At 70.9% G+C, this 26,028-nt stretch carries 24 protein-coding genes and 1 pseudogene; 11 read left to right on the forward strand and 14 right to left on the reverse strand.

Features of this window, described 5'->3' with window-relative positions; genetic code table 11:
• Positions 1 to 56: 56 nt before the first annotated feature.
• Positions 57 to 632 (forward strand): annotated as a pseudogene (locus ACU6XJ_RS07930) (glycosyltransferase family 87 protein); the annotation flags it as partial.
• A gap of 236 nt (positions 633 to 868) precedes the next feature.
• On the opposite strand, the gene ACU6XJ_RS07935 reads toward ACU6XJ_RS07930, so the two are convergent.
• Positions 869 to 1,285, reverse strand: a complete 417-nt coding sequence (locus tag ACU6XJ_RS07935) for a (deoxy)nucleoside triphosphate pyrophosphohydrolase (protein WP_476313850.1) — start codon at positions 1,283 to 1,285, stop codon at positions 869 to 871.
• Complete coding sequence (locus tag ACU6XJ_RS07940; RefSeq protein ID WP_476308125.1) at positions 1,285 to 1,659, reverse strand: hypothetical protein; 375 nt, start codon at positions 1,657 to 1,659, stop codon at positions 1,285 to 1,287. Before ACU6XJ_RS07940 ends, ACU6XJ_RS07935 begins: the two co-directional genes overlap by 1 nt.
• A gap of 123 nt (positions 1,660 to 1,782) precedes the next feature.
• On the opposite strand from ACU6XJ_RS07940, the gene ACU6XJ_RS07945 reads away from it, so the two are divergent.
• Positions 1,783 to 2,106, forward strand: coding sequence for a 4a-hydroxytetrahydrobiopterin dehydratase (locus tag ACU6XJ_RS07945; protein ID WP_476308126.1), 324 nt, complete (start codon positions 1,783 to 1,785; stop codon positions 2,104 to 2,106).
• Positions 2,107 to 2,125: 19 nt separating this feature from the next.
• Here the strand turns inward: ACU6XJ_RS07945 and ACU6XJ_RS07950 are convergent, their stop codons facing one another.
• From ACU6XJ_RS07950 to ACU6XJ_RS07975, 6 genes are read right to left on the reverse strand one after another with little or no spacing between them, the layout of a single operon-like run.
• Positions 2,126 to 2,647 (reverse strand): hypothetical protein, encoded by a 522-nt coding sequence (locus tag ACU6XJ_RS07950; RefSeq protein WP_476308128.1) that lies wholly within the window; start codon positions 2,645 to 2,647, stop codon positions 2,126 to 2,128.
• Positions 2,648 to 2,650: 3 nt separating this feature from the next.
• Positions 2,651 to 3,751 carry a hypothetical protein gene (locus ACU6XJ_RS07955; protein ID WP_476308130.1) on the reverse strand — a complete coding sequence of 367 codons (1,101 nt, stop codon included), beginning with the start codon at positions 3,749 to 3,751 and terminating at the stop codon, positions 2,651 to 2,653.
• An 18-nt stretch (positions 3,752 to 3,769) separates the two neighbouring features.
• Positions 3,770 to 4,174 (reverse strand): FixH family protein, encoded by a 405-nt coding sequence (locus tag ACU6XJ_RS07960; protein ID WP_476308132.1) that lies wholly within the window; start codon positions 4,172 to 4,174, stop codon positions 3,770 to 3,772.
• Entirely contained in the window at positions 4,171 to 5,505 is a 1,335-nt protein-coding gene (locus tag ACU6XJ_RS07965; protein ID WP_476308134.1) for a hypothetical protein, read from the reverse strand. Before ACU6XJ_RS07965 ends, ACU6XJ_RS07960 begins: the two co-directional genes overlap by 4 nt.
• Before the next feature lie 46 nt (positions 5,506 to 5,551).
• Positions 5,552 to 6,265, reverse strand: a complete 714-nt coding sequence (locus ACU6XJ_RS07970; protein ID WP_476308136.1) for a response regulator — start codon at positions 6,263 to 6,265, stop codon at positions 5,552 to 5,554.
• Positions 6,262 to 7,443, reverse strand: coding sequence for a sensor histidine kinase (locus ACU6XJ_RS07975; RefSeq protein WP_476308138.1), 1,182 nt, complete (start codon positions 7,441 to 7,443; stop codon positions 6,262 to 6,264). The genes ACU6XJ_RS07970 and ACU6XJ_RS07975 overlap by 4 nt, the downstream gene beginning before the upstream one ends.
• Before the next feature lie 201 nt (positions 7,444 to 7,644).
• On the opposite strand from ACU6XJ_RS07975, the gene ACU6XJ_RS07980 reads away from it, so the two are divergent.
• Positions 7,645 to 8,910 (forward strand): glycosyltransferase 87 family protein, encoded by a 1,266-nt coding sequence (locus ACU6XJ_RS07980; protein WP_476308140.1) that lies wholly within the window; start codon positions 7,645 to 7,647, stop codon positions 8,908 to 8,910.
• 48 nt (positions 8,911 to 8,958) lie between these two features.
• Here ACU6XJ_RS07980 and ACU6XJ_RS07985 read toward each other — a convergent pair whose 3' ends face one another.
• From ACU6XJ_RS07985 to ychF, 3 genes are all read right to left on the reverse strand, one after another.
• Positions 8,959 to 10,119 (reverse strand): alkaline phosphatase PhoX, encoded by a 1,161-nt coding sequence (locus ACU6XJ_RS07985; RefSeq protein ID WP_476308142.1) that lies wholly within the window; start codon positions 10,117 to 10,119, stop codon positions 8,959 to 8,961.
• A gap of 169 nt (positions 10,120 to 10,288) precedes the next feature.
• Positions 10,289 to 13,336, reverse strand: coding sequence for a BTAD domain-containing putative transcriptional regulator (locus ACU6XJ_RS07990; protein WP_476308144.1), 3,048 nt, complete (start codon positions 13,334 to 13,336; stop codon positions 10,289 to 10,291).
• Positions 13,337 to 13,855: 519 nt separating this feature from the next.
• Complete coding sequence (ychF, locus tag ACU6XJ_RS07995; RefSeq protein WP_476308146.1) at positions 13,856 to 14,935, reverse strand: redox-regulated ATPase YchF; 1,080 nt, start codon at positions 14,933 to 14,935, stop codon at positions 13,856 to 13,858.
• A 138-nt stretch (positions 14,936 to 15,073) separates the two neighbouring features.
• Between ychF and ACU6XJ_RS08000 the strand changes: the two genes are divergently transcribed.
• The 4 genes from ACU6XJ_RS08000 (at position 15,074) to ACU6XJ_RS08015 (ending at position 17,731) form a co-directional block, all read left to right on the forward strand.
• Positions 15,074 to 15,277, forward strand: coding sequence for a cold-shock protein (locus ACU6XJ_RS08000; RefSeq protein ID WP_476308148.1), 204 nt, complete (start codon positions 15,074 to 15,076; stop codon positions 15,275 to 15,277).
• Between the two features lie 163 nt (positions 15,278 to 15,440).
• A complete protein-coding gene (locus ACU6XJ_RS08005) occupies positions 15,441 to 15,641 on the forward strand; it encodes a cold-shock protein (protein WP_476308150.1) in 201 nt (66 codons plus the stop codon).
• Between the two features lie 69 nt (positions 15,642 to 15,710).
• Positions 15,711 to 17,195 (forward strand): AlkA N-terminal domain-containing protein, encoded by a 1,485-nt coding sequence (locus tag ACU6XJ_RS08010; RefSeq protein WP_476308151.1) that lies wholly within the window; start codon positions 15,711 to 15,713, stop codon positions 17,193 to 17,195.
• Positions 17,192 to 17,731, forward strand: a complete 540-nt coding sequence (locus ACU6XJ_RS08015; protein WP_476308153.1) for a methylated-DNA--[protein]-cysteine S-methyltransferase — start codon at positions 17,192 to 17,194, stop codon at positions 17,729 to 17,731. Before ACU6XJ_RS08010 ends, ACU6XJ_RS08015 begins: the two co-directional genes overlap by 4 nt.
• Before the next feature lie 443 nt (positions 17,732 to 18,174).
• On the opposite strand, the gene ACU6XJ_RS08020 is transcribed toward ACU6XJ_RS08015, so the two are convergent.
• Both ACU6XJ_RS08020 and ACU6XJ_RS08025 read right to left on the reverse strand, forming a co-directional pair.
• Positions 18,175 to 21,135, reverse strand: a complete 2,961-nt coding sequence (locus ACU6XJ_RS08020; RefSeq protein WP_476308154.1) for an AAA family ATPase — start codon at positions 21,133 to 21,135, stop codon at positions 18,175 to 18,177.
• Positions 21,132 to 22,292 (reverse strand): exonuclease SbcCD subunit D, encoded by a 1,161-nt coding sequence (locus ACU6XJ_RS08025; protein WP_476308156.1) that lies wholly within the window; start codon positions 22,290 to 22,292, stop codon positions 21,132 to 21,134. Before ACU6XJ_RS08025 ends, ACU6XJ_RS08020 begins: the two co-directional genes overlap by 4 nt.
• Before the next feature lie 137 nt (positions 22,293 to 22,429).
• Here ACU6XJ_RS08025 and ACU6XJ_RS08030 point away from each other — a divergent pair, with 137 nt between their 5' ends.
• From ACU6XJ_RS08030 to ACU6XJ_RS08040, 3 genes are all read left to right on the forward strand, one after another.
• Entirely contained in the window at positions 22,430 to 23,401 is a 972-nt protein-coding gene (locus tag ACU6XJ_RS08030) for a DNA recombination protein RmuC (protein WP_476313852.1), read from the forward strand.
• A gap of 94 nt (positions 23,402 to 23,495) precedes the next feature.
• Positions 23,496 to 24,095 (forward strand): DUF6542 domain-containing protein, encoded by a 600-nt coding sequence (locus tag ACU6XJ_RS08035; protein WP_476308157.1) that lies wholly within the window; start codon positions 23,496 to 23,498, stop codon positions 24,093 to 24,095.
• A 127-nt stretch (positions 24,096 to 24,222) separates the two neighbouring features.
• Positions 24,223 to 24,396, forward strand: coding sequence for a hypothetical protein (locus tag ACU6XJ_RS08040; RefSeq protein ID WP_476308158.1), 174 nt, complete (start codon positions 24,223 to 24,225; stop codon positions 24,394 to 24,396).
• Here ACU6XJ_RS08040 and ACU6XJ_RS08045 read toward each other — a convergent pair.
• A complete protein-coding gene (locus tag ACU6XJ_RS08045) occupies positions 24,393 to 25,388 on the reverse strand; it encodes a 4-hydroxy-3-methylbut-2-enyl diphosphate reductase (protein ID WP_476308160.1) in 996 nt (331 codons plus the stop codon). The two genes, ACU6XJ_RS08040 and ACU6XJ_RS08045, sit on opposite strands and share 4 nt — an antisense overlap.
• 86 nt (positions 25,389 to 25,474) lie before the next feature.
• Here ACU6XJ_RS08045 and ACU6XJ_RS08050 point away from each other — a divergent pair, with 86 nt between their 5' ends.
• A complete protein-coding gene (locus tag ACU6XJ_RS08050; RefSeq protein ID WP_476308162.1) occupies positions 25,475 to 26,026 on the forward strand; it encodes a lipid droplet-associated protein in 552 nt (183 codons plus the stop codon).
• Positions 26,027 to 26,028 lie beyond the last annotated feature (2 nt).

The following is a 26,028-nucleotide window of genomic DNA, read 5'->3' on the forward strand; positions in this document are numbered from 1 at the left end:
CCTACCCGCCCATCGCGGCGGTGCTGTTCGGGCTGATCGCAGTCCCGCCCATCCCGGTGACCATGGGCTTGGTGACCGCGCTCGGCCTCGCTGCCATCGTGGCCACCACGACCATCGTGCTGCGGCACACCGCGATCCCGCGGGAGCGGCACCTGGTCGTGGGCGTGGGCCTCGCGACGGCCGCGATCGCGTTGGAGCCGGTGCGCCAGACGTTCTCCTATGGACAGATCAACCTGGTCCTGCTGGCGTTGGTCGTCGCGGACTGCCTGCTGCCGCGCACCCGCTGGCCGCGTGGCGCGCTGATCGGGATCGCCGCGGCCGTCAAGCTCACACCCGCGTTCTTCGTGCTGTTCTTCCTCGCGAGACGGCAGTGGAAACCCGTGTTCACGGCGGCGGCGAGCTTCTGCGTTGTGGGCGCGTTGGGGTTCCTGCTCGCGGGCCGGGACAGCATGGAGTACTGGTTCTCGGTCATCCTCGACCCGTCCCGCATCGGTGGCTTCGAGTACCCGGCCAACCAGTCGATCCGGGGCGCGCTGCACCGCCTGGGCACGAGCGGGACCACCGAAACCGTGCTCTGGCTGGTACTCGGCCTGCTGGTGGTGGCGCTGACCTGGATCGCCGCCCGGCGCGGTGCGGCCTCGACCCCGACCGCGCTGCTGTGCGTCGCGGTGGGCGGTCTGCTCGTCTCGCCGATCTCCTGGTCACACCACTGGGTCTGGTGTGTGCCCGCGCTGGTGCTCGCCATCGGGTGGAAGCACCGGATGATTGCCCTCGGTGCGCTCGCGGTGTTCCTGATCGGCCCGCACCGGTACCTGGTGGGCACCGACCCGCGCGACTTCGCCTGGTGGCAGCACGTGTTGTGCGACAGCTACCTGCTCGCGGGCCTGGCGTTCCTGACCGCCGTCGCGTTGTCACCCAACAGCTCCCGCAGCGCGGGCAGCAGCACGAGGTCGGCCTCCAGCCAGTCCACGGTGTCCAGTTCGGCCTGAGCCAGCCACCGTAGGCCGCGGTGCTCCACGGCGCTCGGCTCGCCGCCGGTGAGCAGCGCCGCATAGGTGTGCAGGCTGCCGAGGCCGGGGAGTTCGACGGCGGGACCGACCCGGTCGCCGACCGCCACCGTGACACCGAGTTCCTCCCGGCACTCCCGCCGCACCGCATCGGGCTCGGACTCGCCGGGCTCGACACGCCCACCGGGCAGCTCCCACTTTCCCGCGCAGTGGTCGGGAAACGCGCGTTGCTGGGCGAGCAGGAGTCCGTTGTGGACGATCGCGGTAGCGACCACGATCACGCGGACTCCTTGTCCTGGGCGGCCACCCGGCGGCGGGCGGGCTGGCGGGCCAGCCGGATGGTGTCCAGCACCTGCTCCATCCTGCCCTGCCGGTCGCGGACCATGGCGAACTGGCGACCGAGGCCCTGCACGCCTTCCTGGGTGGCCTGTTTGGTCTCCTCGAGGCTGCTCACCAGCTGGGATTGCTGCGCCTGCAAACCGGTCAGCGCCTCCCGGAGTTGGCTCACCGAGGTGCCGAGGGCGTCCACCATCTGCCCGATGGCCGCGCTCTGCGCCTTGCGGCGGGCGCGTTCCAGTCTCAGCAGGAAGATCAGACCAACGGTGACCAGTAGGAGGAGCGCCGACGCTGCTACCGCGATGAACAGAGTCACATGACCCCCAAGTCGCCCGATGGCACCCGAAAAGACTAGGCCATCCCCACCGGCACTTCCTACGCCGCGGGGCGCGTGCCTGTTCACCCGGCGCGGCGCGCGCGGAGTTGCCATCATGGAGGTATGGCTGCACTCCTGGATGAGGAACAGGTTCGTCAGGCTCTGGAGAAGCTGCCGGACTGGCAGCGGGACGGGGCGGACGGCGCGGGCGGACAGGATGCCGCGCTGCTGCGCACCGTGCGACTGGAGTCCTTCGTCCAGGCCATCCGGATCGTCAACCGGGTGGCCGAGATCGCCGAGAACGACAACCACCACCCGGACATCGACATCCGCTACACCGCGCTGACCTTCCGGATCTCCACCCACTCCGCGGGCGGCCTCACCGCCAACGACGTCTCGCTCGCCGAGGAGATCGACGGCGTGCTGGAGGCGTTCGCGGCGAACTGAGACCCGGAAGGCCCCCTGTCTACGCGGCGGCCACTCGGGTTCGGGTGCGGCGCCAGGCGATGGTCAGAAATGCGATCAGCGCGATCAGCGGCAGGATGCTGATCACCCGGCTCAGCGCCAGCGGCGGGCCGGGCTGCTCCAGCACCTGCACGCCGGACAGCTCACCGGTCCCGGTGCCCTGCGGTCCGTTGACGGTGAACTTGAACGTCCAGTCGCCCTCGGTGTCCAGGCTCTGGATGTCCAGGCCCCACACGTCCAGCTTGCGGGGGTGCCGGACCAGCGGTGCGGGCCGCGACTTGATCGTCTCCGGCCCGGTGACGGTGAGCGTGCCGGACTTGCCCGCGATGCCGCCGTCGGGGATGAAGGTGAAGTCCAGCGACTGCATGGCGCGCAGCGGCCAGGTGCTGAAGCCCACCGTCAGCGTGTAGGGCCCGGCCTGCACCTTCTCGGTGTGCACGATGTTGACCGGCTCGTAGGCCACCGCAGGCGATGCCGTGCCGAGCAGCAGCCCGACCACCAGCGTGAGCAGGATCTTGCGCATGGGTCACCGTCCTTCGGCGGGGGCGAGCAGGCGGAGCATCGCGCCGAAGCGCGCGCCGAGGAAACCGGCGAGGGCGCCGAACAGCAGCGCGGCGATCGCCGTCGGGACCACCTTCCCGACGTCGGGCAGCGGCGCGCCGTAGACCAAGGCGTTCTGGAACGGCTGGCAGGCCACCGCGATCAGGCCGCAGACCGCGCCCGCGGCCACCGCCATCCGGCGGCCCGTGGAGATCCTTCGCAGTCCGGCCACGGCCGCCGCGAGCAGCACCAGGTACATCGGCACGAAGGAGGGCGTGGTCGGCACGCCGTCGGTGTAGTCGCGCAGCGGCAGACCCACCGCCTCCGCGTAGACCCGCGCGGCCCACGGCGCGAACCACCAGAACACGCCCTGGAACACCGCGACGGCGGCGGCCAGCCCGAACACCGCCCACGGGCGGTCGATCAGGATCGCGGCGATCACCACCAGCACCACCGAGAAGAACACCGTGCCCACGGTCACCGCGGCCACCACGCCGTTGAGCGGTTGCAGTCCGCGCACCGTGGTCATGCTCTCCACCAGGAACGACGCCAGCGTGAACAGCACCCCGACCACACCCCAGCGCAGGTTCCGCAGCGCTGCGAAGACCATGACCATGCCGATCGAGGACACCGTGGAGGACAGCAGCAGGCCGACGTGCGGCGGGGACGCCAGGGTGGCGTCGAAGCCGTACACCTCGTGCCACCACAGGTCCCACAGGCCGTAGAGCAGGAAGGACGCCGAGCCCGCTCCCGCGATCAGGTAGCCGACGGGCGCGGTGAAGGTGCCGCCGAAGACCTTGACGGCCGGTCCGCCGACCCTGGGGTCAGGCAGGATGCCGCGGCGCTGGTCGGCGGTGGCCCGCAGCACCACGGCGAGCGCGACCAGGCCGGGGATCGCGGTGCCGACGTACATGAACAGATGCGGCAGGGTGAAGAAGGTGTCCGGGCCGACATCCACATGCCACTGGATGTCCCAGGAACTGCCGACATGCGCGATCAGGATGCCCACGATCAGCAGGCTCGCCGGGAGCAGTCCCGGCGTTCGCGCCGTCGCGGTCGGTGGAAGGGCCGACTCCGTGACAACCATCCTGGCCTCCTTGGGGGTCTAGCGAACGAGCAGGGGAAAGACGACCTGTTCCGAACCGTCGGCTCCGTGCAGCGACACCGCGATCTCCCACTGCCCGGACATCGGCAGCACGGTGTTCTCCGCCCGGTAGCGGCCCGGTCCGGCTGGCGTGGCGGTCACCGGCGCCAACGCGTGTCCCATCCGCGGCATGACGGGCTCGACGGTGACGCTGTCCAGCGCCACCGGGTGCTGTGCGGGGTCGGTGACCTCCAGCGCGAAGCTGTTGGCGCCGGTCCGCGGGGAGTCGACGGACAGCCGAACGGTGCGCTGCTGCCCGGTGACCGCGGTGCTCACCGAGGTGCCCGCGTCGCCGCTCGGCCAGAGCAGCCAGGCGCTGACACCGGCGACCACGACGAGCACGGCGGCGGCCACTGCGCGCTTCACGAGGCCCCCTGCGGAACGTCGACGGTGATGGGCACGGTCATGACGCGGTAGTCCCGTTCGGCCTGGACCCACAGCAGGTACCGGCCGGGCCGCGGGAAGGTGAACGTGAACGGCACATCGGGGCCGTAGGCGGCGACTGTCTCATCGGGCAGGTCCGGCTGGCCCGGCACCGGCGGGATCATCGAGTGCACATGCGCCCACACCGGGGTTTCGGTGAGGTCCCCGGTGACCGGTCCAATGACGAACAGATGGCCCAGCATGCCCAGCCAGGGCTGGAGGTCGGCGGTGCCGAACTTCGCGGTGATGGTGCTCGCCGTGCCCGCCGGGCGGATCGTCCTGGCGACCTCGACCTGCGTGGTGGCGGGCGCCCCGGCGGTCTCCTGTGTCAGCGGCAGCACCGAGCGCAGCAGCTGCACCCCGCCGCCGCGGCGGGCGATCTCGGCGGCCAGCGCGTAGTTCCCGGACTCCGGCGGCGTGAACCGCGCCCGGTACTCCCCGGGCGCGGTCCGCACCGGGTGCAGGTGCCACAGCGATCCGCCGGGCGAGACCACCACGAGGTGCACCAGCGCGCTGTCGTGCACCAGCAGGTCGTCAACGGGCCTGCCGGTGGACCCGTCGGACAGCCGCAGCCGGAGGTCGCCGCCGACCCGGTCGGAGAGCAGGTTCACCGGCGGCCGCGAATAGTCAACGGCGGTCTGCGCGGGCACGGCGTACGGGTCGTTCACCGTCTCCACGCTCGGGTCCAGCTTGCTGCCCGGCGGATCGGGCGGCGGAATGGACGAGGTCAACAGTGCGGCGGTGATACCGACCGCGAGCGCGGCGATCATGGCGCCGGTGGGCACCAGCGCCGCCCGCTCGCCCCAGCGCAGCGCGACGAACAACGCGATCAACAGCAGCGCGCCCGCTGCCACGAAACCCCCGTAGGTGGCCTTGGTCCAGGGCGCGGCCAGGTTGGCGGGCACCACGAACGGGATGGTGGCGGTGCGCCGGCCGTCGTCCAGCGACAGCTCCCACGGGCCGGGCCGGTCCACCAGCAGCGTGCCGCCGGTGAACGGCGCGTCCAGCGCCACGGTGGCCGTGCTGACCACCGAACCGGCCATGCCTGCCCGCAGCGTCAGTGATCCCGGCGGACTGCCCGCGTGCGTGACGAGATCCACCCGCAGCGGGCCGGGCATCGCGGTGACCCTGCGGATCACCACCGTGAGCTCACGGTCGCCGAGGGTCTGCGCCACCTGGATGTCGGTGCCGTTCTGGGCCCCGTCGGCCATGGCCGTGCCGGTTCCGGTGAGAACGCCCAGCAGCACCAGGGCCGCGAGCCACCGAAAGGTCATCGTGCACTCCCCTCGAGGTGGCCAGACCGGCTGAACAACGCCGAAACTAGGCCGGACCGGACTTGCTGTCGTGCACCCGCGGGTTGACTTCCGGGTGGAACCTGCGGTTGCGGTGCGCCCAGACCACCGCCTCGGCCCGGCTGCGCACACCCAGTTTGGCGAACACCCGGTTGACGTACGTCTTCACGGTCGCAGTGCTGAGGAACAGCCGCCGCGCGATCTCACCGTTGGGCAGGCCCTCGGCGATGAGGTCCAGCACCTCGCCCTCTCGCGGAGTCAGCGGGGTCACCGCGGGCTCGTCGGACGGCGCCAGCCCGCGTCGGGCAGCGGCCAGCAACTGAGCCCGCACCTCGGGCGCGAGCACCACCTGGTTGGCCGCGGCGGCCTCGACGGCCCGGCGGATCTCGGCGTGCCCGGAGTCCTTCGTGAGGTAGCAGCGCGCCCCCGCCAGCAGCGCCTCCACAATGGAGGCGTCGTCGGCGTAGGTGGTGAGCACCACCACCGCGGTGTCGGGCCGCTCGGCGAGCAGCCGCCGGGTGGCCTCGATGCCGTTCACCCTCGGCATCGACAGGTCCATCAGCACCACCTGCGGTGACAGGCTCGCGGCCAGTTCCACCGCCTCCGCGCCGTCCGCGGCGCCGCCGACCACCTCGATGCCGGGCATCAGGTCGAGCATCGTCATCAGGCCCTCGCGGACCACCGTCTGGTCGTCGACGACCAGCACCCGCAGCGTCCCGGCGACCTCGGCGGCGGCACTCATACGGGCACCTCCGCGCGGACCACCCAGCCGTCGCCGACCGGACCGGCGAAGAGACTGCCGCCGATCAAGCCCAGGCGCTCCCGCATGCCGGTGAGGCCGTAGCCGCCGTTCACGCCGGTCACCTGGCCCGTGTCGGTGTGGTCGGCGGCGCCCGAGGTGACCTTCAATGCGACGGCGTCCGCCAGGTAATCCAGCCGCACGTCCACCGCGAGGCCCGCGGTGTGCTTGGCGGCGTTGACCAGCGCCTCCTGCGCAGTGCGCACGATCGCCACGGTCACCTCCGCGGGCAGCGCACGCGGGGTGCCCGCCACCTGGAGGTTTGCGGCGCCTGTCTCGTTGTACCGGTGCGCGGCGACCAGCAGCGCGAGCGCGTCCGGCAGCGGCGGGCTGTCCACCCGCAGCGCGGCCACCGCCCGCCGGGTGTCGGCCAAGCCGTCGGCGGCGATGGCATGCGCGCGGCGCACCCGCTCCACGGCACCGTCCACATCGGCCTCGTCCCCGCTGAGCATCAGGTCGGCCACCTTGAGCTGCACGCTCAGCGCGCCGAGGGAGTGGGCGAGCACGTCGTGGATCTCGCGGGCGATGCGGGCCCGCTCGGCCAGCGCGGCCGCCCTGGCCTGCTCCGCCTGCGCCCGGCGGGCTTCCGCCAGCAGCCGCTGCGCCTGCCGTTGCTGGAGCCGGTAGCTGTAGCTGGCGATGCCGCCGAAGTAGGCGGTGACCAGGCCCGCCGACCAGCCCGCCACCGCCCACGGTCCCTGCACCGTCGTACCCGCGACGACGGCCAGCACCGCGACGCCCAGCACGGCGAGGCTGGTCTTCGGCTCGAGTTCGGCGGCAGCCACGGCCAGGGCCGCGATGACCACGATGGAACCGAAGATCCCGTGCGAGTGGCTCATCAGGAAGACGCCGCCGACCCCCACCGTGACCAGCAGGAGCACCACCGACAGCGGCCTCGGCGTCCAGTCGCGGCCATCGCGCCAGTACACCAGCGAGGCCGCGCACCACCACGTCCACGCCACCGCGCCGACCACGGCGAGGCCCGCGTTGAACACGGTCCAGTCGCGGGATTCGGTGGTCGCGTACATGAACACGGACACACCGAACAGGGCCAGCGGCGGTACGAGCACGCGCGCCAGCACCTCGGCGCGGACGACGCCGCTCCCGCCGGTATCCGTCACCCCTTCACCGTAAAGAATTTCCGGACCCATCTCCCACGGTGCGCAAGACCGAGTGGGTTTTTGGCACCTGGGTGACGTTTTCGGGTGCGCACCAGGAGGAATTCCGGTACGGCGGTGACCGAATCGAGATGGGTACTACCAGCCGTGACCGGCGGGCCCGTCTATTCTCACCCGAGCGCGACCGGTGAGGAGGCAGCGAGCATGGCAGCGCTTGGCCACGCCGGCCGCCTGCTGCGCGTGATCGAGCGCAGGATGCAACGCGGCCCTCTGCTGCGCGCGGCCGTGCTGACGGGCCTGGTCCTGCTCGCGGCAGGCGCCAGCACCTGGGCGATCTGGTCGGATCACCGCCTGACCGACGCGCATGTCTACATCGGCGGCGGCACCGCGTGGATGCGCGGCCAGGACATCTACTCGCTGATGTTCCCCGCCTCCTTCCCCGACTTCTACCTGCCCTTCACCTACCCGCCCATCGCCGCGGTGCTGTTCGCCGGCCTCGGCGCGATGCCGCTGCCCGCCGCGGTGGTGCTGCTGACCGCGCTGAGCCTGTTCGCGCTGGGCCTGGTCTGGTACCTGTGCCTGCGCGAGCGGTGGCCGCACCTGATCAGCCCGTTCGTGATCGGTGTCGCGGTGGTGGCGGCGCTGGCGCTGGAGCCGATCAGGGAAACCGTCTCCTTCGGACAGGTGAACCTGATCCTGATGGCGCTGGTCGCCGCCGACTGCCTGGCCCGATCCCCGCGTTGGCCGCGCGGCGCGCTGATCGGGATCGCCGCGGCGATCAAGCTGACGCCCGCGGCGTTCGTGTTGTTCTTCCTCGTCCGCCGCCAGTGGCGCCCGGCGTTCACGGCGTTCGCCGCGTTCCTGGCCTGCACGCTGCTCGGCCTGGCGCTGGCACCCTCGGACTCCCAGGCGTACTGGCTGCGGGCCCTCGGCGACACCGACCGCGTCGGCAGGCTGGCCTTCGCGGCGAACCAGTCGCTGCGGGGCGTGCTGGCCAGGATGGACATCCCGGACCCTGCCGCCACCGCGCTGTGGGCGGCGGCCGTGCTGCCCGCGGTGGCCCTGGCCGCCGTGGTGGCCGCCCGGCTGCACCGGCGCGGCGACGAACTCGGCGCCTTGGTGGCGGTGTCGGCGGTGCCGCTGCTGATCTCGCCGGTCTCCTGGTCCCACCACTGGGTCTGGGTGCTGCCCGGCCTGGTCTGGGGCCTGTCGGAACTGCTGACGGCCCCGAGCCGGGCCAGGTTCGCCCTGTACGCCGCCTGCCTGCTGATCATCGCGATCGGCCCGCACTGGCTGTACCCCGAACTCCGCCTGCCCGGCCAGCACTGGAACTGGTGGCAGAACATCCCCGGCAACGCCTTCGTCTGGCTGGCTCTCGGCCTGCTCGTCGCGATGCTCGCGGGCACCCGCCGCCGCTCCACGCCCGCCGAGGTGCCCGCCGAGCCGGAACGCGTTCCCGCACACGTCTGAAACCCGTGGGCGGCAACCGGATCGGCCGCCGCCCACGGATCATCGGGATCAGGTACGGAACGGGCCGGTGATCTCGTAGGTGATGCCGCCGGAGGACGAGCCGCTGGTGCCGCGCTGCGAGGAGAAGTACAGCCGGTTGCCCGCGGGGGTGAAGGCGGGTCCGCAGATCTCGGAGCTGCTCTGGCCGGTGACCCGCAGGAACACCGAGATCTTGTCATCCGGAGTGATCATGCAGATCTCCATGTTGCCGCCGTCCTCGGCAACGTAGAGGTCACCGGCGGTGGAGCCGGTCACGTTGTCGACGCCGGTCAGCGGAGGGGTGCCGGGGCTGACGAGGCTGTCGTCGTAGGCCAGCTCGTAGGTGTTGTTGGTCAGGTTGAGCTGCCACACCCGGTTGTCGCCCTTGGTGGTGAACCACACCTGGTTGTTGGCGTAGTGCAGGCCCTCGCCACCGTTGAAGCGCTTGGCGCCGGAGACCTGGTCGCGGGTGAACGTCGGCGAGCCGTCAGGGTCCGGGACGTTGCCCCAGGTGAAGCTGCCCGAGGTCGCGGTGCCCGCCTTCAGCACCTGGAGGGTGCCCGAGGACAGGTTGCCCCAGGTGGTCGGGATGAACCGGTAGAAGCAGCCGTTGCTCTCGTCCTCGGTCATGTAGATGACCTGGCGCACCGGGTCGGCCGCGGCGGCCTCGTGCTTGAACTTGCCCATCGCCGGGCGCTGTACGGCCGCCGAGGCCGGTCCCCACGGGTTGGTCTCGTAGACAAAGCCCAGGCTGACCTCCTCGCAGGACAACCAGGTGTTCCACGGCGTGGCGCCACCGGCGCAGTTGGTCCTTGTGCCGCTCAGGATCCGGTAGGCGCTGGTGACGGAGCCGCTGGAGTTGAACTTGATGGCGCTGGCGCCGCCGTTGGGGTTGATCTCGGAGTTGGAGACGTAGATCCAGCCCGTGCCGTCGGCGAACACGGCACCACCGTCGGGGGCGTTGTGCCAGGTGTAGCCGGTACCCGAGACGGCCTGGCCGGACCGGGCGATCACGCGGCTGGTGAAGCCCGCGGGCAGCTGGATTCCGTTGGCGTCAGCGGGTTGCAGGGCGCCGTAGGGGCTGGGCGCGTTCTGCGCCGGAGCCGCCAGGGCTGAGGGAGTCAGGGTGTTGCCGAAAGCCGTCACCCCGGCGCCGACCACGGCCGCGCGCAAGAAGTTACGTCGTTCCACTGTTTCCTCCGATGATCCGCTGGAAGGTTTCCGTGTGGTGGGAGCGGGAACCTTTGTCGAGCGGAACGCCACGTTATGTCCGGCAAGACGCGTGGCAGACGCGGCTTTCGGGCGTGCCGGTGAACATCCGGCGAAGCAACGTCTTTCAGTTTTCCGACATATTTCGGAACTACGACAGACCGTATGCCTCGATACCACCGTCGATGCACCAGGCATGCGCTTGCCGCATGAGCATGACGAACGCCGACGGATCCCAGCGTCCGGGAAGACCGTCGTCCAGCGATACCGGCAACTGGTGGATGACCGAGCCGAAAGCCAGCGGCACCGGCAGGCCGACCGATTGCCGGACGGACTGCCAGTAGGAGCCCAGCGCGCGGGCCGCGTCGGTCTCGCCGACCTGGCCCGCCAGCAGCGCGGCCACTAGCCCGCCGTTCACCGCGGCGAGGTAGTTGCTGGTCATCAGCAGCGAGCTCAGCGCCTCGCCCAGCAGCTGCCGCGCGGTGGCGGGATCCCCGCAGCGCCGTTCGGCCTCCGCGAGGTACACCATCAACGCGCCCACCCTGGCGTACCGGCCGGGGTGCTGCTGCTGGATCTTCATGATCGCGTCCCGGGCCATCACCAGCGCCTCGGCGTTGCGATCGTTGGTCAGCAGCAGCCCGACCACGTTCAGCAGATGCTGCTGCTGGTGCCGGAAGTTGTCGCCGTTCTCGCGGGTGCTGCGCTCCACCAGATCCATCGACGTGCCGGGATCACCCTGCATCGCGGCGAGTTGCGCGGCCACCTCGAGGTGCCTGCCGGACACACTGCGGCCCCTGGCGAACTGGTGCCTGCGGTAGTCGGCGACGTACCGCTCGGCCTCCGCGGGCCTGCCCCACTGCATCGCCGCGATGGCCGCCAGCGTGTAGGCGTTGGCAAGCTGGTCGGCATCGCCCATCTCCTGCGCGGCGTTGATCAGCGTGACGCTCTCCTGCAGCACGCTGGGATTCACCAGGTGCCGGTTGGCCACCACGACCATGTTGAGGGACTCGACGTACTCGATCGCCTTCTTCGCGGCCAGTTCCGGCAGCGCCCGCTCGGCATGGGTGCGGGCGCCGAGGAAGTCCTCCCGCGCCAGCAGGAAGAACGCCGTCATGGCGTCCAGTTCGCTGCGCAGGACCGCCGACAGGTCGTCGACGCCTGCCAGCCGGTCCAACCACTGCTCGCCCTCGACCACGAAGGTCGGGTTGTTCAGCCAGAAGTCATAGAGGCCCAACACGACCTGGGCGACCCGGTCCCATTTGCCCTGGCGCGACCCGGCTTGCAAGGCGGCACGCACGTTGGGCAGCTCCGGGGCCAGCAGCCGGGCGGGCTCGAAGCGCTGCGAGTACGGCTTGTCGACGAACGCCTCGTCCACCACGTGCAGCCAGTAGTTCAGGTGCCGCAGCTGGAGCTCGATCTGGTCGTCACACCGCGACTCGGCGAAGGCCCGCACCGCCTCCAGCAGCCGGTACCGGCGCCGTCCGTGCTCGTCGTAGGGGTTGACCAGCGACTTGTCGATCAGTCCCGCCAGCAGCCCGGCGACATCGCGGGCGGCCAGCGGCTCGCCCCCGCACACCTGCTCGGCCGCCTCGACGGCGAAGCCGGTGCGGAACACCGAAAGCCGGGTCAGCAGCAGCTGCTCGTTGTCGTCCAGCAGCTGGTAGGACCAGGCGATGGCGGCGTCGAGGGTGGCGTGCCGCTCATCGCGCGGCCTGCGCCCGCCGTCGAGCACCGCGAGGCTCTGCTCCAGCCGGTCGGCCAACTGCGCGACCGTGAACGCCCGCACCCTGGCCGCCGCCAGCTCCAGCGCCAGCGGCAGCCCGTCCACCCGTCGGCAGATCCGGGCCACCGCACCGAGATCGGACAGGTCGGGCTGGGTGGTCGCCTCCCGGGCCCGCCGCAGGAACAACGCGACGGAGGGGCATTCCGGGTCGACCACGGCGGCGCTGGGCGGCAGCGGCAGTGGGGACAACGCGTAGACCGACTCCCCCGGCACGCCAAGGGGCTGCCGCGAGGTCACCAGGATCCGCGCGATGGTGCCTGCCTCGCGAAGCTGCTCGACCGCCTCGGCGACCTCGTCGATGAGGTGCTCGGCGTTGTCGATGACGATCAGCCCGTCGTGCGCGCCGAGCAGCTCGAAGGCCGCGTCGCACAGGGCATCGGTGGTCTCGGAGGACACGCCCAGGGTGGAGCCGACGACGGAGATGAGGTCCTCCCAGCTCCGGCAGGGCGTGAGCACGAAGGACACCACGGGCACACCGGTCCGCTTGGCCGCCTCCAACGCGAGCACGGTCTTGCCGGAACCGGCCGCCCCGACGATGGTCACCAACCGGTTGGTCTCCAGCCGCTGGGCGATGCCGCCGAGTTCGGCGTCCCGCCCGACGAGCTCCTCCAGCTGGGAGCGCGGGCCCTGCCACCGCGGCGGTTCCGCGCCGCGCGGAGTCGGGGTCTGCTGGGCGGGCACGGGCACCCGCGGCGCGTTCTGCTGCTCCAGCAGCTGCTGGTAGGCCTGCATCAGCTGCGGCGACGGGTCGACGCCGAGTTCCGCGGTGAGGCCCTGCCGGACGCGCTGGAACGCCGCGACGCCGTCGGCCTGTCTGCCGACCGCGCTCAGCACCATGATCAGCTCGGCCTGCAACGGCTCGTCGTAGAGCCGGTCCGCGGCGAAGATCTCGATGGCGGGCAGCGCCCGCGCGGGCTCGCCCGCCTCGCGGGCCGCCTGCGCCAGGCAGACCACGAACCGCGAGCGCATGTCCTGCCATTCGCCCGCCCGCAACGCCGTGCGGACGTGGTCCTCCAGGTCGAGCGCCAGCTCCTCGTCGGCGAGGTCGAGACACCGTTCCAGCAGCGGCAGTTTCGCGGCCGGGTCGTCCAGGGTGTGGGCGCGGTCCCGCAGCATCTGCGCCTGGTGCACGTCGACGCTGTAGGGCGGCACCTCCAGCGTGTAGCCCGCGGGCCCGTACTCGATACGCAGGCGCCCGCCCGCGCTGTCCTGAAGCCAGCCCCGGAGCCGGGCGACCGCGGCGTGCAGCGCGCCGACCCCCGCGGTGGCCTCCGCGCCCCACACGGCGTGGAAGAGCGAGTCCCGGGAGACGGGTCGGCTGTCCGCCAGTGCGAGCACCGCCAGCACCGACCGCAGCCGGGCCGAGGCAGGCGTGCGCCAGGTGTTGTCGGCGCAGCGGACCAGGACCGATCCCACGAGTCGAACGAGGAGCTGAGGGTGCTCAGCGTCCTCATCGTTCGACAAGCAGCTTGGATCGATCACGGGACCATCAAAGCATCAGCACGGGTCGGCGTCTGTCAAACGGGACAGTAGGGAGCAGCGATCTCGCCACTTTGGCCCAATGGCGCGACAGATCACCCGGCAATGGTAATGCAGCCGGAGAAGTTCCGGTCACGGCAACCTCTGCCGAAACAGACTTCGCATCGGCGCCGATGCTTTACATTTCAACAACTTGCCATGCTTGTGAACTGGGGCAACGTTGGCAGTGACCTCAGATTCACAGGTCATTGAAATGCGAATTTCAAGAACCCGCCACGAGCAATCCGCCATCTGTGTGAACCTTTTCCGCTCGGTAAAGGTAATTGGCAAGATCCACCTCGGCCGCCGACCGAATGCCCGGCTCCCGCGATCGGCGATAGACCACGTCAAATGGGCAGGCGGCCTGCGCGAATCACGCCCATGACCGCCTCCGGACCGCGAAAATCCGACCGGAGTTCAGACGTTGAAGCGGAACTCCACCACATCGCCGTCGGCCATGATGTAGTCCTTGCCCTCGATGCGGACCTTGCCCGCCGATTTCGCGGCGGCCATCGACCCCGCCTCGACGAGGTCGGCGAACGACACCACCTCGGCCTTGATGAAGCCGCGCTCGAAGTCGGTGTGGATCACACCCGCCGCCTGCGGCGCGGTGGCGCCCCGCGGGATGGTCCAGGCTCGTGACTCCTTGGGCCCCGCGGTCAGGTAGGTCTGCAGGCCGAGGGTGTGGAAGCCGGCGCGGGCCAGCGAGTGCAGACCGGGCTCCGGCTGGCCGATCGACTCCAGCAGCTCACGGGCCGACTCCTCGTCCAGCTCCAACAGCTCCGCCTCGACCTTGGCGTCCAGGAACACCGCGTCCGCGGGCGCCACCAGCTCGCAGAGCTCCTTGCGCCGGGCCTCGTCGGTCAGCACCGCCTCGTCGGCGTTGAAGACGTACAGGAACGGCTTGGTGGTGAGCAGGTTCAGCTCGCGAAGCTGCTCGCCGTCGATCTCCTTCTGGGCGGCGAACAGCGTGCGGCCCGCGTCGAGGATCTCCTTGGCGCGCTGGGCCGCTTCCAGGGCGGGACGGCGGTCCTTCTGCGTCCGCGCCTCCTTCTCCAGCCTGGGTACCGCCTTGTCCAGGGTCTGGAGGTCCGCGAGGATCAGCTCGGTGTTGATCGTCTCGATGTCGTCGGCCGGTTCGACCTTGCCGTCGACGTGCACCACGTCGGGATCGTCGAAGACCCGGATGACCTGGCAGATGGCGTTGGCCTCGCGGATGTTGGCGAGGAACTTGTTGCCGAGGCCAGCGCCCTCCGAGGCGCCCTTCACGATGCCCGCGATGTCGACGAAGGACACCATGGCGGGCACGATCCGCTCGGAGCCGAAGATCTCCGCGAGCTTGCCCAGCCGCTCGTCCGGCAACGCGACCACACCGACGTTGGGTTCGATGGTGGCGAACGGGTAGTTGGCCGCCAGCACATCGTTGCGGGTCAGCGCGTTGAACAGGGTGGACTTGCCGACGTTGGGCAGGCCGACGATACCGAGGGTCAAACTCACGAACGGCGAGTCTACGGCGCGGTGCGCCACACATCGGCATGAGGCGGAACCGATGGGGTTAATCACACCCTGAGCGCTGGCTACTGAGTGCTCATCGTGCCAGTTTTGTGCACGTTGTGTGAGCTAGGAGGAAACACCATGCCCAGGGGCAAAGTGAAGTGGTTCAACTCTGAGAAGGGGTTCGGCTTCATCCAGCCGGACGACGGGAGCGCGGACCTGTTCGTGCACTACTCGGAGATCCAGTCCAGCGGATTCCGTTCTCTCGAGGAGAACCAGGCCGTCGAGTACGAGGTCGGGCAGGGCCAGAAGGGGCCGCAGGCGCAGCAGGTGCGCCCGGTCTGATCGCTCAGCCCCCATCACAACTGAGGCACCGATGGGGTTAATCACCGATTGAGTACTAGCCGTCGGCTACGCCTCCGTGGCAGCTTTGTCACGTTGTGTGATCGGCGTGCCCTGGAAACGCTCAGTGGTTCCAGGGCCCGCCGGGGGCAGCCTGGAGGTAGTGATGGCGCAGGGCACTGTCAAGTGGTTCAACGCGGAGAAAGGATTCGGCTTTATCCAGCAGGACAACGGTCCCGATGTGTTCGCGCACTTCAGCGCGATCCAGGCGACTGGATACCGCTCGCTTGAAGAGAACCAGCGGGTGGAGTTCGATGTGGTCCAGGGGCCCAAGGGACCGCAGGCCGACCAGATCAGGGTGATCTGACACCGCGTGCGCACGGCGATGTCCGAATCCCGCTAGCCATCGCCCATCGACGCTGCGAGCATCGATATCGTGCTGGTGGATTCCGAACGCGCCTATCGCGCGGTGAGCTCTCGCGACCCCCGCTTCGACGGGTGCTTCGTCCTCGCCGTGCGCACAACCGGTATCTACTGTCGGCCGTCCTGTCCGGCGGTGACCCCGAAGCGGTCCAACGTCGAGTTCTTCGTGACAACGGCCGCCGCCCAGGCCGCGGGCTACCGCGCCTGCAGGCGCTGCATCCCGGACGCCGTACCGGGCTCCCCGGACTGGGATGTGCGCGCCGACCTCGCCGCCAGGGCCATGCGCCTGATCACCGACGGCGTGGTCGAACGCGAAGGCGTGCCCGGCCTGGCCAACCGGCTCGGCTACTCCGAGCGCCAGCTCAGCCGGGTGCTCACCGCCCAACTGGGCGCGGGCCCGCTAGCGCTGGCGAGGGCGCACCGGGCGCATTCCGCCCGGCTGCTGATCAAGACCACCTCGCTGTCCTTCGCCGACATCGCCTTCGCGGCGGGCTTCGCCAGCGTGCGGCAGTTCAACGACACCATCCGCCAGGTCTTCGGCGTGACCCCGACCCAGCTGCGCACCGAGGCCCGGCAGCGGCCGGACCGCTGCACCCTGACCCCCAGCCCCGGCACGATCGTGCTGCGGCTGCCCTTCCGCGGCCCGTTCGACGCCGCGGGCCTGCTCGGCTTCTTCGCCGCCCGCGCGTTGCCCGGCATCGAGTCCGCCGACGAGTCCGGCTACGCCCGCACCCTCCGTCTTCCGCACCAGCCCGCCACCGTGCGACTGGTCCCCCGCGACAGCCACGTCGAGTGCACGCTGCGGCTGGGCGACCTGCGTGACCTGAGCAGCGCGGTGTGCCGGATGCGCAGGCTGTTCGACCTCGACGCCGACCCGGTCGCGGTGGACGAGGTGCTGGCCGCCGATCCGCTGCTGTCCGCCTCGGTCGCCGCCACCCCGGGCATCCGCGCCCCCGGCAGCGCCGAGAACCACGAGACGCTGCTGCGCACCGTGCTCGCCCAGCAGATCTCGGTGCCCGCGGCCCGCGCCGCCGCGACCAGGCTGGCCGACGCCCTCGGTGATCCGCTGCCCGCCCCCGACGGCGATTTGCTGCGACTGTTCCCCACCGCCGATGCCGTCGCCGAACGCGGCGGGGAGGTCCTCACCGGGCCGGGGCAGCGCATCGACACCGTGCGCAGGGTGGCCGCCGCGCTGGCGGAGGAGAGCCTGCCGCTGCATTACGGCATGGACGCCGACGAGCTCATCGCAGGCCTGATCGCCATCCCCGGCATCGGCCGCTGGACCGCCGAGGTGGTGGCCATGCGCGTGCTCGGCCGTCCCGACGTGCTGCTCACCGGCGACACCGCGCTGCGGCGAGGCGCCGCCTACCTCGGCTTCGCCCCCGACGATCTCACCGCCCACGGCAAGGCCTGGCGCCCCTGGCGCTCCTACGCGGGCATGCACCTGTGGCAGGCCGCCGCCCGACCAGCCCAGCTCACCTCGAGGAGAACCGCATGACCGCCGCCACGGCGAACCCCTCAACCGGGTCGGCCACCGCCACCGCCGCCACAGTGGGCACCCCGATCGGCCCGTTCACCGCCATCGCCGACGCCGACGGCGCGGTGCTGGCCTCGGGCTGGACGTCCGACCTGGCGGCACTGCTCCCCCTGATCGCGCCGTCGCTGCGCCCCACCGACCCCCGGCCGCTGCCCGACCTGGGCGAGATCACCAAGGCCATCACCGAGTACCACGACGGCGACTTGTCCATTGTGGACGCCATCCCGGTGCGCCAACGTTCCGGCGAGTTCCTCGAACACGCCTGGCAGACCCTGCGCACCGTGCCGCCGGGCGCCCCGCTCAGCTACGCCGAGTACGCCGCCAAGTCCGGCCGCCCCGCCGCCATCCGAGCCGCCGCCACCGCCTGCGCCCGCAACGCGGCCGCCCTGTTCGTCCCCTGCCACCGCGTGATCCGCACCGACGGCACCCTCGGCGGCTTCCGCTGGGGCCCAACCGCCAAGCGCTGGCTCCTCACCCACGAATCCACTCGGCTTTAGGCCCAACCCACCCCCACAACGGCACCCCAGACAGCCCCCGCCCGCCCGGGGGGCAGCCCCGCGGCCAGCCTATCGGCCCAGGTAGAAGACCCAAAACGGGAAAGTCGGATCTGTGGATAACTCTGGAGATGTGGATAACACGCCGAAGGGACGGGTGCGTCCGCGACGCCGTCGGGCGGGTTCGGGTATAGGGGCTTTGGGGATGCCGAGATGCAGGTTCGACAGGGCTGGTTCGTGGAAGGCCGCGCCGGTCGGTTCGTAGATAAGCCGCGCGGGGCGCCACCAGCGCCTTCCGGATCTAGAGATGCGGGTTCGACAAGGCTGTCTCGTGGATAGGGCCACGCGGACGGCCATCAGCGCCGTGCGCATGTCGAGATACAGGTTCGACAGGCTGTCTCGTCTATGGGCCGCGCGGTCGGTCTGGTGTACGTGGCGGGACTGGGTCAGGCGGAGAGTTCCAGGGTGGAGCCGTCGCGGGACTTGCGGACCCGCAGCCGCACCGGGATGCGTTGGCGGAGTTCTTCGACGTGGGACACCAGCCCGACGACCCGGCCGTCGGCGCGGAGTTCGTCGAGGGTGTCCATGACCAGGTCGAGGGTGTCGGTGTCGAGGCTGCCGAAGCCCTCGTCCACGAACAGCGTGTCCAGCCTGGCGCCGCCGGTCTCGTCCGCGACCACGTCGGCGAGGCCGAGCGCCAGGGACAGCGAGGCCAGGAAGGACTCCCCGCCGGACAGCGTCTTCGCGGGGCGGACCTTGCCGGAGTAGTCGTCCAGGATGTCCAGGCCGAGGCCGCCGCGGGTGCGGCGGGGGCCGCCCGCGTCGGAGTGCACGAACGAGTACCGGCCCTGGCTCATCTGCCGCAGCCGGGCCGTCGCGGCGACCGCCACCTGTTCCAGCCGCGCGGCGAGCACATAGGACCGCAGCGACATCTGCCGCGCGTTCTGCCCGAGCCCGTTGATCACGTCGGTCAGCGCGTTGAGCTCGTCGAACTCCGTCTGGACCGGTTCGAACTCGCGCCAGGCCACCACCAGCGCGTCGGCCAGCCTGCCCACCTGGGCGAGGCGGGTCTCGGCGGCGCGCGAGCAGGTCAGTGCCTCCTCCAACCGGTGCTGCGCCTCGGCGTCGGCCCGCCGCTGGGCGTCCAGGTCGACCTCGGCGGCGGAGTCGAGCCCGAACAGTTCCGGCTCGTTCAGCACCGCGGTGGCGGCCGCCTCGCGCCGGTCCGATTCGGCCAGCCGCCGCTCCAGTTCCTCGACGGCCGCGGTGTCGCGCATGGCCGCGAGCGCCGCGTCGACGTCGGCGAAACCGGCCTCTGCCGCGGCCCCGGCCACCGCCGCGGCCTTCTCCGCACACCGCTCGCCCGCTCGCGCGACCGCCCGACGCGCGTCCGCCAACGCCTCCACCGTGTCGGCCAACTCGATCAGGTGCGCGCGGCGGGCGGCGACGTCGACGAACTCGCCTCGGGCTTCGTCCAACCGCGTGGCACGCAACGTCATCGCCTCGGTGAGGGCCGACGCCGTCGCGGTGAGTTCCGAGTGCAGCCGCTGCGATTCAGCCAAGCCGGTGCGCAGCTTCTCCTCCAGCGCCAGCGCATCGTCCAGCCGCTTGCGCAGATCGCCTTCGGCGGCGGCGAGGTCGGCCGTCGAGTCGTGCTGGTCAACCACCGTCCGGTGCTCGTCGGCGAGGGTGTCCACTGTGTACCGCGCCAGCCTGCCGCGCAGCACTTCGCACCGGGACTCCGCGGCCTGCGCCAGCGTGCCCGCCTGATCGCGTTCGGCGAGCGCCCGCTGCTCGGTTTCCGCCGCTTCGCGCTCGTCGGCCTCGGTGACGTGGCCGTCCAGTGCGGTGGCGGGCGCCGGGTGCTGCGCGGATCCGCAGACCGGGCAGGGGATTCCGTCCTCGAGCGCCTGCGCCAGTTCGAACGCCATGCCCGCCAGCCTGCGTTCCCGCAGGGTAAGCAGCGTTTCCTTGGCCCGCTGGTGGGCGTCCACGGCGGTGCGCTCGCGGTCCCGCAGCCGCTGCGCCTCCTGCTCGGCGGGCCCCAGCTTGGCCGCGTCGGCCAGCGCCTGCGTCAGCTCATCCCGTTGCGCGCGAAGGGTTTCCAGCCGAAGACCGGCATGCTGCGCCTGCTCCAGCTCCGACCGGTACTCCGCAATCCGCGCGGGAAGTGCCTGGAGCCGGGCTTCGAGTTCCTCGGCACGTGTCAGGGCACCCGCGCGTTCGCGGTCGAGGCCCGCCAGGCGGTCGGCGTCCGCCCGCTGCTGGACGCCCTCGGCGACCAGCGCCGCCAGCGAACCGGCCTCGTCCCGCAGGCGCCTGCACAACTCACGCAGCTGGTCAGTGGAGTTGTCCACAATGCCGCCGCCGGTTGTGGACAACCTCGCGGAGAGTGCGTTCTCCTCCTGCTCGGCCCGACTCAGTTCGGCCAGTGCCGCCTGGTGTTCCCGGTGCACGGGCAGGACGTGTCCGGCGTTGCGCGCGGCCTGGAGTTCGGCCTCGCAGGCCCGCCGTGCCTCGCGATCAGCGTGCAGCGCCGCCAATTCGTCCTGCGCCCGCCGGAGACGGGTGAGCCGCCCATGCAGCTCACGTTGCTGATCGAGCCGGGTGCGGGCGGCGGTGGCGGCCTGCCGTGCGGCCTGTTCCTCGGCGCGGGCCTGCTCGTGGGTGTGCGCGAGGCGGGTGCGCAACTCGTCCAGCCAGGCCTGGTCGAAGTCGGCGTCGCCGTCCTCACCCGCCGCCTGGCGGATGCGGGTGACCAGCTTGTCCAACTCGCCCCGGCGCAGTTCGAGTTCGCCGCGGGCGTCGCGGCGGCGGTCGCGGAACCACGACTCCACCGCGCTGAAGCGTTCGGTGCCGAAGAGCTTTTCCAGCAACCGCTCCCGCTCGGCCGTATCGCTTTGCAGAAACTCCGCGAACTTGCCCTGCGGCAGCAACACCACCTGGAAGAACTGGTCGGCGGTCATGCCCAGCAGCCGCTCGACGGTGCGCCCCACCTCGTCGACCCTGGCGACGCCGTCGCAGGCGTGGCCGCTGGGGGCCTCGCCTATCCAGGTCAGCGAGGCCTTGGCGTGCTCGGTGGTGGTGCCTTCGCCACGCTTCTTGGGCCGCTCGTACTCCGGTCGCCGCACCAGCCGCAGCCGATGCCCCTGCACCGTCAACTCCAGCGACACCTCGGTCGGCGTCTCGCGGTCGGCGGTGTCGCAGCGCAGCCGCTTGGAGTTGCGGCGCGCGCCGGGAACGGTGCCGTAGAGCGCGAAGGCCACCGCGTCCAGCAGCGTGGTCTTGCCCGCACCGGTGTCGCCGTGCAGCAGGAACAGCCCGTCGCTGCCGAGGGCGTCGAAGTCCACCACCTGCCTGCCGGGGTACGGGCCGAAAGCGGTGATCTCCAGCCGGTGCAGCCTCATCGGGCGGTCTCCGCGGCGGGCACCTCGTGAATCGACTCCAGCGCCTTGCGCAGCAGGGAACGCTCGACCTCGGTGGCCTCGCCGCCGCGGCAGTCCTCGACGAAGCCGCAGGCTAGGTCGTGGTCGGACTTGCCTCGCACGATCTCGGTGTACCGCAGCGACTTCCGGACGCCGCCGGTCGGTTCCCAGCTCAGGTGCACGGCGTGCGGGAACCGCTGCTGGAGCCTGCGCATCGGGTCCACCGGCCGCTGCGGGTCGGTCAGCGTCACCGACAGGTAGCAGTCCAGCACGGCATCGTGCGCGGGCTCGGTCAGCAACTCCTCCAGCCTCCCGGTGAGGGTGGCCAGCCCGCGCGGCACCGGCAGCTCGTGGCGTTCCACAGTGGACAGACCTGTGCCGTCCAACTCGGCGACCCACACCGACTTGCGCTGCGTCGCCTCGGAGAAGGAGTAGGCCAGCGGGCTGCCCGAGTACCGCAGGTGCTCGGCGAGGGTCTGCGGGCCGTGCAGGTGGCCAAGCGCCACGTAGTCGATGTCGTCGAAGATCCCGGCGGGCACGTGCTCGACGCCACCGACGGCGATCTTGCGCTCCGATTCCGACGCCCGGCCGCCCACCACGAACGCGTGTGCCAGCACCATCGACCGGGTGCCGTCGGGCCGGGTGGCGAGGTCGGCGCGGACCCGCCGCATGGCCTCGCCCAGCACGGCCTCGTGACCGCGCCGGTCGGGGATGCCAAGTCCGTGCCGGGCGATGTCCGGTTCCAGGTAGGGGATGCCGTAACAGGCGACCGGCCCGTGCTCGTCGGCCAGCATCACCGGCCGGTCGACGCAGGACAGCCGGGCGCACAGGTGCAGGCCGCCCGCGGCGGCGAACTCGGCGAAGGCGCCGACCCTCGGCGCGGAGTCGTGGTTGCCGGAGATCAGCACCACCTCGGCACCAGCGTTGCGGATGCGGCTCAGCGCCCGGGTGCACACGTCGACCGCCTCGGCCGAGGGCACCGCGCGGTCGTAGAGGTCACCGGCGATCAGCACCACGTCGATGCGCTCGCTCGCGACCAGGCCCGCCAAGTGGGCCAGCACGTTCTCCTGGTCGGCCAGCAGATCCCTGCCGTGGAAGGTGCGGCCGACATGCCAGTCCGAGGTATGCAGCACGCGCATGCCTCGCACGGTAAGGCCGAGGGCGGGCAAAGCCGCGCATCCCGCGCGCCGTGTCGCCCAATCAAGATTGTCGGGGGTGTACGACATGATCCCAGTGATGATCTCCGTGGAGTCCGATCCTCGAGGAGCATGCCGTGTTGACCACAGTCATCACCACCGCGGCGATCGTGGTGGCACTGCTGCTGGCAGGCGCCCTGCTGCTGGGCTGGCGGCTGTACTCGGACAGCATCACCCGCGCCGACGACGCGCTGCGCATGGTGGAGGCCGAGCGGGCCCGCACCATCGCCCACCAGGCGGCGCTGCGGCGCTACGAGGTGGCCTTCGCCTCCGTCACCGGCCGCGGTGAACTGGGCGAGCAGGTGCTGGTGGAGACCGCCCGCTCGCTCGGGCTGCGGGAGGGGCTGCACTTCATCGTGCAGGCCGACCTGGCGGGCGGCGGCTCGGTGCGGCCCGACCTGGTGTTGACGGTCGCGGGCGGCAAGCAGGTGCCGGTGGACGCCAAGACCAGCCTGGCCTGCTGGGCCGAGGCGATGGAGACCGACGATCCCGACGAGCGGGCCGACGCGCTGCGGGTGCACGCCCGCAACATCCGCTCCCGGGCGGCGGAATTGGCGGGCAAGGGCTACCAGCGCTGGGCGGACGCGATCTACGGCACGGTGATGTTCGTGCCGTCGGACGCCGCCGTGGTGGCCGCATTGGACACCGACCCCGCCCTGCTGGGCTGGCTGCTGGACCGCAGGGTGTTCCTGTGCGGGCCGACGTCCTTCGCGGTGATCGCCTCCGCGGCGCTGTTCGCCGCCACCGAGACCACCCTGGCCGCCGACGTCGAGCAGATCCGCGGACAGGCGGGCCGGGCGCACCGGGCGGCCAGCGCGGCCATCGACTCGGTCAACCTCACCAGCACCCACCTGCAGCGGTTCCTGTCCGCGCGGCGCAGGGAACTGGACGCGCTGGAGAGCTTCCGCAACTCCGTTTCGCCGCTGACCGAGGCCGCGGGCAGCCCCAACCAGGTGCCGGTGGTTCGGCAGCCGGAGGACACCGACGGCGCGGCCGCCATCGCCGCCCACCCGGAGCGCAATGGGGACGGCGGGGTGCCCGTCGAGCGGTGACCATCGGACGCAACGGGCGTTATGAGTATTTGTCATAACGCCCGTCCTGGGTATGCCGTCGGCCACTCCGGCAAACGAGTTACCGTGTCTTCTTGTGAGGGCGACTCCAGAGAGCCAGGCCGACCGACCTGCCGGGGCAGTGCCATGGCGCGAACGCGCCGCGTTCGGGCGTCAACGCGGGGTCCCGTGGTGGGGCGCGCTGCTGATCGCCATCACGCTGACCGCGGCGGGACTCGTCCTGGACATGGAGATCCAGGCCACCCCGGGGCTGACCTTCAAGGCCTGCTACTTCCTCGGCTGCGTGATCGCGGTGCTGATGGTGCAGCGCAGGAGCCTGTTCGGCCCGATGGTGCAGCCGCCGCTGATCCTGGCCATCGCGGTCCCCGGCCTGATCATGCTCACCGCCCCCGGTTCCGCGGGCCTGTTCGACATCGTGCAGCCGCTGGTCAACGGCTTCCCCACGATGGCGATCACCACCGGCGTCGTGCTGGCCGCTGGCATCGTCCGCATCATCCGGCAGAAGCGCCCGACTACGCCGCGGGAGCCCCGCAGGCCGGTCGCCGATCCCCGCGAGCCGCGTCCGGCCGCGAGCGCCGAAGCGACCAAGCGCGCCCCTCGCCCCGGCGCCGCGCCGCGCCGGACGCCACCCCCGGAACGCCGCCCGCGACCCCGACCGCGCCCGTCCGCGCGCTGAGGGTCGCCCCCGAGGGGTCGTACTACCTGGGTCTGACCCGGCGCCGCGGAACGCGAAACCTCCGGCTGATGTGAGCTGACCTGCGGATAAGCGATCGTGGACTTACCGCAGGAGCCAGGAGGGAACCATGAACGCCACCGCAGTCCAGCACCGGCCGATCGACACCAGCGCCCAGCAGGCAGCCGTCGTGCGCGGGCTCGGCACCGCCGCCGCCGCGGTCCAGACCGCGGCCCGGTTCACCGGGCACTTCGCGCTCGCCCTAGTGGGCGTGGCGCTGCTCGGCGAGCACTACGACCACTAGCTGTCGGAGCACTTGCCGCCTGCCGAGCCGCCCGCCATCGAGCCCTTGTTGATCAGCTCCTTGCGGAGCTCACGGGGCAGTGCGAAGGCGATCTTCTCGTTGGCGGTGGTGATCTCCTCGACGTCGTCCCAGCCACGCTCGGCGAGGTGCTCCAGCACCTGCAGCACGAGCACCTCGGGCACCGAGGCACCGCTGGTCACGCCGACGGTCTCCACACCATCCAGCCAAGCCTCGTCGATCTCGGTGGCGAAGTCGATCAGGTGCGAGGCCTTGGCGCCGGCCTGCAGCGCCACCTCTACCAGCCGCTTGGAGTTGGAGGAGTTCTGCGAGCCGACCACCAGCACCAGGTCGCATTCGGCGGCCATCGCCTTGACCGCGACCTGACGGTTCGATGTCGCGTAGCAGATGTCATCGCTCGGCGGGTCCTGCAACAGCGGAAAGCGCTGCTTGAGCTGGCCGACCCGCTCCATGGTCTCGTCGACGCTGAGCGTGGTCTGGGACAGCCAGATGACCTTGGACGGGTCGCGGACGGCGACCTTGTCCACGTCCTCGGCGGTGTCCACCAGCTGGATGTGCTCCGGGGCCTCGCCCGCGGTGCCCTCCACCTCTTCGTGGCCCTCGTGCCCGATCAGCAGGATGTCGTAGTCGTCCTTGGCGAACCGCTTGGCCTCCATGTGGACCTTGGTGACCAGCGGACAGGTCGCGTCGATGGTGCGAAGCTCGCGTTTGGCGGCCTGCTCGTGCACCGCGGGTGCCACGCCATGGGCGGAGAACACCACGAGCGCGCCCTCGGGCACCTCGTCGGTCTCGTCCACGAAGATCGCGCCACGCTCCTGGAGCGTCTGCACGACGTGCTTGTTGTGCACGATCTCCTTGCGCACGTACACCGGCGGGCCGTAGGCCTCCAGCGCCTTTTCCACGGTGATCACTGCACGATCCACGCCTGCGCAGTAACCACGCGGCTTGGCCAGCAGAACTCGCTTGCCAGTCATGGCTCCAGCCTACGGGAGACCCTCGGCGTCACCGCGCGAAGTTCACCCGCTGGGCAATCCACCCCCTGCTACGGCAGGCTGTGGACATGAAACCGCTACCGTTGCCGGTCCGGGTCGCCGCCGGCCTCGCGGCGCTGGCCGTCGAGAACACCCGCAAACTGCCGGAAAACCTCGCGGGCCTGCCGGTTACCGTTGCCAGCAAGGCGATGCAGCTGTCCATGCGGGTCCAGCAGCACATCACCGAACTCGCGATCAAGGGCGATGACGCGCTGGCCGCGATGCGGCCGGTCGAGGACACCCCCGAGTGGGCGACCTTCGACGAAGACCTCGAGGACGAGGGCGCCAACAGTGAGATCGGCCACTCCGTGCCGAAAAGCGCGTGGGATATGGCCGCGGTGTCCGATGCCAACGACGACTTCGACACCGAGGACGTCGGCCCCGGCGCCGATGCCTCCGGCGAGCCGCCCACGAGCCTGCCGGGCTACCCCTCGCTGTCGCTGGCCCAGCTCCGCGCCCGGCTGCGCAACCTGTCCGTGGAGACCCTGGAAGAGCTGCTGGACTACGAGCGCGCGGGCGCGAACCGGCCCGAGTTCGAACGCATGCTCACCAACCGCATCCGGACCGTGACGGGCGGCTGATC

It is taken from the genome of Actinorectispora metalli, assembly GCF_056323685.1.